This window comes from Streptomyces hilarionis (genome assembly GCF_024539675.1).
In the GTDB taxonomy this organism is placed as follows: Bacteria; Actinomycetota; Actinomycetes; order Streptomycetales; family Streptomycetaceae; genus Streptomyces; species Streptomyces hilarionis.
This window is the reverse complement of record NZ_JAHHIT010000533.1, coordinates 1-358: the sequence shown is the minus strand read 5'-3', so window position 1 is coordinate 358 and position 358 is coordinate 1. Positions and strand designations below refer to the sequence as shown.

Genomic DNA, 358 nt, shown 5'->3' with positions numbered 1-358 from the left:
CGCGACACTGTGCAGTTCGTGCAGCAATTTGCCCGGCCGTGGATCGACGCAGGGGTGCAAAAAGCCAGTGAAGACCCGCTGACCATCATCCAGGTCGGCGCCCTGGATATTCGCCTGGAAGCCGCCGAAGCCCTGTTGCAACGCGCCGGTTTTGCCCTGGACGCCGCACGCCCGGCACCGAATGAAGACAACGTCGCCCACGCGTCTCTGGCCGTGGCTCGGGCCAAGGTGTTGACGACTGAAATCGCCATAGAAGCCAGCAACAAACTGTTCGAACTTGGCGGTACTCGTTCGACGCTGAAGAAGCACAACTTCGACCGCCACTGGCGCAACGCGCGGGTGCACACCCTGCATGACC

At 62.3% G+C, this 358-nt stretch carries 1 protein-coding gene; it reads left to right on the top strand.

Going from position 1 to position 358, the window contains the following annotated elements; all coding sequences use genetic code 11:
- Window positions 1-18: 18 nt before the first annotated feature.
- Window positions 19-358 (top strand): acyl-CoA dehydrogenase family protein (locus KMS84_RS44145; RefSeq protein ID WP_256921468.1); only part of this gene is annotated, 340 nt, incomplete at its 3' end.